This window comes from Anaerotignum sp. (genome assembly GCF_017483025.1).
In the GTDB taxonomy this organism is placed as follows: domain Bacteria; phylum Bacillota; class Clostridia; order Lachnospirales; family Anaerotignaceae; genus Anaerotignum_A.
In genome coordinates this window covers 1-4,256 of record NZ_JAFUMA010000001.1, presented here as the reverse complement: position 1 = coordinate 4,256, position 4,256 = coordinate 1, and the positions used below count along the sequence as shown (strand labels likewise).

Here is a 4,256-nt window from a genome sequence, read left to right as displayed (position 1 = left end):
CTTTGTTGTAGCCGTCCTGGGCGGTATCGGTGTTATCCCCGGGGCGATGCTGGGTGGTCTGATCGTTGGTATTCTGGAAATTATGATCAAGATGTATCTGTTGCCCGGCTGGTATGAAGCCATCACATACGGTATTCTGATCATCGTATTGCTGGTAAAACCCGCAGGTATCCTTGGCAAGAACAAGGGCGAGAAAGTGTAGGTGATATTTATGCCGAAAGAAAAGAAAAAGGCTTATCTTATCAATTTGATAGGCATATTATTGATATTTGCTCTGCTGGTTATTCTACTGGATACGCCTTTATTGGGACGACAGGTGAATTATATCAGCGGTATTGCTACTATGGCGATGATCACCATCGTTATGGTTTGTTCTCTGAACCTGATCACAGGGTTTATGGGTGAATTTTCCCTTGGACATGCCGGATTCATGTCCATTGGTGCCTATACGTCCGCTATGGTAACGATCGCGATCGGAGAAGCAGGCATCTCCCTCCCTAACGGCTTGCTTTTCTTGATTGCTATCGCTGTTGGGGGGATTTCTGCAGCCTTTATGGGTTTTCTGGTTGGCGTACCTGCCCTGCGGCTGAAGGGGGACTACCTTGCTATCGTTACCATTGCTTTTGCAGAGATTGTTCGTGTTGCCTGGACCAATATCCCGGCAGCAGGCGGCGGCAAGACCTTGAGCGGCATTGCGAAAGTTTCCGATTTCCATTTGGTGTTCTGGGTAATGGTTATTTCCGTGACGGTCATGTATATGTTCGTCCGTTCCAGATATGGCCGTATTGTCAAAGCGATTCGTGAAGATGATATTGTTGCTGCGGCTTCCGGCATTGATGTAACGTATTATAAAGTATTGACTTTTACCATTTCTGCCTTTTTTGCAGGTATTGGCGGGGCCATGTATTCCCATTACCTGACCTCTCTGATCTCTACAAAATTCAGTTTTATGTATTCCGCAGAATTTCTGACAATGGTTATTCTGGGCGGCACAGGCTCTTTGACAGGTTCTGTGGTAGGGGCAGCCATCCTGGCTTCTCTGCCGGAGGTACTCCGTAGCTTCCAGAGCTATCGTATGCTGATGTATTCCATTGTGTTGGTGCTGGTGATGATCTTCAAACCCGGTGGCCTGTTTGGTACTTATGAATTTTCTCTGACTAAACTGCTGCTTCGTTTGAAAAACGGAAAACCTGATGTAAAAAAGAAAGAAGCCCTGAAAGGAGGCGTTGTCCATGACTGATGTACCTGTATTGGAAACAAAAGGACTGGGCATCCAGTTCGGCGGCCTGAAAGCGGTCAATGATTTTACGATCTCCGTTGGTCATGGGGAACTGGTCGGCCTGATCGGCCCCAATGGCGCAGGGAAAACTACAGTATTCAATCTGCTGACAGGTGTTTATCAGCCCACAGAGGGCACCTATTATCTGGAAGGGCAGAAAATGAACGGTAAGCGTACCCATCAGGTGGTGGACGCGGGCATTGCCCGCACCTTCCAGAATATCCGCCTGTTTAAAAAGATGTCTGTATTGGAAAATGTAAAGATCGCTTTTCAGAAAAGTGCAAAATATAAAATGGGTTCTGCCATCCTGCGGACACCTGCTTTCTGGAAGGAAGAGGAGGAGATAGATAAAAAGGCAAGGGAACTGCTGAAATTGTTCAAGCTGGAAGAACAGGTAGATGATATGGCGGAAAACCTGCCCTATGGTAAGCAGAGAAAACTGGAGATCGCCAGAGCTTTGGCAACGGATATGAAGGTGCTGCTGCTGGATGAGCCTGCGGCGGGCATGAACCCGACGGAAACGGCGGAGCTGCTGGAATCTATTCATCTTATCCGTGAAAAATTCAACGTAGCCATCCTTCTGATTGAGCATGATATGAGTCTTGTTATGAATATCTGCGAGCGCATCATCGTGCTGAATTATGGCGAGATCTTAGCAACAGGCTTGCCGGAAGAGGTGGCAAAAAATCCCCAGGTCATCACAGCATATCTGGGCAGCGCGTAAGGAGGCGGTTCTATGCTGAAAATACAGGATTTGAATGTAAAATACGGTGCGATCCATGCCATCCATGATGTTTCCATGGAGGTAAAGGAAGGGGAACTGGTGACCCTTATCGGTGCCAATGGCGCAGGCAAAACAACCATCCTCCATACCATTACGGGGCTGAAAAAGGCCGCCGGTGGTTCTGTTCTGCTGGAGGGAAAAGACCTGATGAAAACAGACCCCAGCAAGATCATTACTTTGGGGATGGCCCATGTGCCTGAAGGAAGGCATATCTTCCCTGAAATGACTGTAGAAGAAAACCTTCGTATGGGGGCATATACCAAAAAAGATAAAGATTACATTGAAAAAAAGATTTTGGAGATCTATGAAAGATTCCCCCGTCTGCAGGAGCGCAGACGTCAGCTGGCGGGTACTCTTTCTGGCGGGGAACAGCAGATGGTAGCAGTAGGCAGGGCGCTGATGGGCGATCCTAAAATATTGCTGATGGACGAACCCTCCATGGGTCTGTCTCCCATCCTGGTCTCTAATATTTTTGACATTATAAAAGAAGTACACAAACAAGGCATCACCATCCTTCTGGTAGAACAGAATGCGAAGATGGCCCTTTCCATTGCAGATAGAGCCTATGTGCTGAAAACAGGTCGCATTACCATGGAAGGTACAGCGGAAGAACTGCTGCAGAATGATGACGTAAGAAAAGCATACCTGGGTGTGTGAGGAGAAAAGAAGGAATAAAATATGATAAAATTTGCAGATAGAATGGGGCAGCTGAAAGGGTCTGAAGTGCGGGAGTTGATGGCGCTGACTGCCAAGCCCGACATCATTTCCTTTGCCGGCGGCATGCCTGCCCCGGAGCTGTTCCCTGTGGAGCAAGTGCTGGAAGCAACACTGGCAGTATTGAAAGAGCATGGACAGGAAGCCCTGCAGTATTCCACAACGGAAGGGATTCCAAAATTGAGAGAACAGATCGCAAAACGAATGGAAGAAAAAAACAATATTCACACAGATGCGGATCATATCTTAATGACTTCCGGTTCCCAGGAGGGGTTGATTTTTTCTGCCCAGGCGTTCCTGAATAAAGGGGACGTGGTGCTGATGGAAAGCCCTTCTTATCTGGGGGCCATCAATGCTTTCAAGACCTGCGAACCCACTTTTATTGATATTCCTACAGATAAGGAGGGGATGCTGATAGATGAACTGGAAAAGGTGCTGCAAACAACGGAAAATGTAAAGATGATTTATGTGATTCCTGATTTTCAGAATCCTTCTGGCAAGACATGGTCTTTGGAACGGCGAAAACAATTTATGGAAGTGGTAAATAAATATGAGATCCCTGTCATCGAGGATAATCCCTATGGCGACCTGAGATACGAAGGGGAAGCATTGCCTGCCCTGAAATCTTTGGATACAAAGGGTCTGGTGGTTTATCTGGGTACATTTTCCAAGATTTTAGCCCCTGGTTTCCGTTTGGGCTGGGTCTGCGCCGATGACCCGATCCTGGCGAAGTATAATTTCCTGAAACAGGCATTTTCCCTGCAGACCCCCACCATCTCTATGCTGATTGCTTCTAAATGGATGGAATTGTACGATTTGAATGCCCATGTGGATAAGATTCGAGATTGCTATGGAAAAAGAAAGAATATCATGATCGATATTATGGAGAAAGAACTTCCTGCCTGCTGTAAATTTACAGATCCGGAAGGTGGACTTTTTACATGGATCGAATTGCCTGAGGGGATCGATGCAAAGGAATTGGCTATGAAGTGTCTGGAAGAGAAGGTCGCTTTTGTTACAGGCGGCGGCTTCTATCCTAACGGTGGTCATGAAAATACCTTGCGCCTGAATTATTCTAATATGCCGGAGGAAAAAATCACCGAAGGTATGAAGAAGCTTTGCAAAATCATTACACAGTTTTGCGAAGAAAAAACCTGAAAGCTGTGAGAAAATGAGATTTGTATTTCAACGAAAAATATATTTGCATATAAAAATAGTTCCTGCCTATGACGGGGACTATTTTTTTAACTTAAATGAAAAGTTAAATGCTAGTGGGTTATAAACGTTGTAAATTTGCGGAATTTGCAGAACTGAATTCTGCATTTTTTCTTAACAAATGCGGAATACTCACTTATAATGAAAATAATAGCACAGATTTTACTGTTTTTTTGCATACCAAATAAGCATCTGCAATTAGTGTGCGAGACTAAATTCCACATGCTGGGTGTGTAAGAGTAAATTCTACAGTGAAATCTGCCT

The 4,256-nt window shown here is 45.6% G+C and carries 4 protein-coding genes and 1 pseudogene; all 5 read left to right on the top strand.

Annotated features, from left to right (window positions below; genetic code table 11):
* Positions 1-202: pseudogene (locus IJ369_RS00025) on the top strand (branched-chain amino acid ABC transporter permease); the annotation flags it as partial.
* A 9-nt stretch (positions 203-211) separates the two neighbouring features.
* A complete protein-coding gene (locus IJ369_RS00020; protein WP_290714452.1) occupies positions 212-1,240 on the top strand; it encodes a branched-chain amino acid ABC transporter permease in 1,029 nt (342 codons plus the stop codon).
* Positions 1,233-2,003: an ABC transporter ATP-binding protein gene (locus IJ369_RS00015; RefSeq protein WP_290714449.1), complete on the top strand. Its 771-nt coding sequence runs from the start codon at positions 1,233-1,235 to the stop codon at positions 2,001-2,003. The genes IJ369_RS00020 and IJ369_RS00015 overlap by 8 nt, the downstream gene beginning before the upstream one ends.
* Before the next feature lie 12 nt (positions 2,004-2,015).
* Positions 2,016-2,720: an ABC transporter ATP-binding protein gene (locus tag IJ369_RS00010; RefSeq protein WP_290714447.1), complete on the top strand. Its 705-nt coding sequence runs from the start codon at positions 2,016-2,018 to the stop codon at positions 2,718-2,720.
* A 21-nt stretch (positions 2,721-2,741) separates the two neighbouring features.
* A complete protein-coding gene (locus IJ369_RS00005) occupies positions 2,742-3,935 on the top strand; it encodes an aminotransferase-like domain-containing protein (protein ID WP_290714444.1) in 1,194 nt (397 codons plus the stop codon).
* The last annotated feature ends 321 nt before the right edge of the window (positions 3,936-4,256 follow it).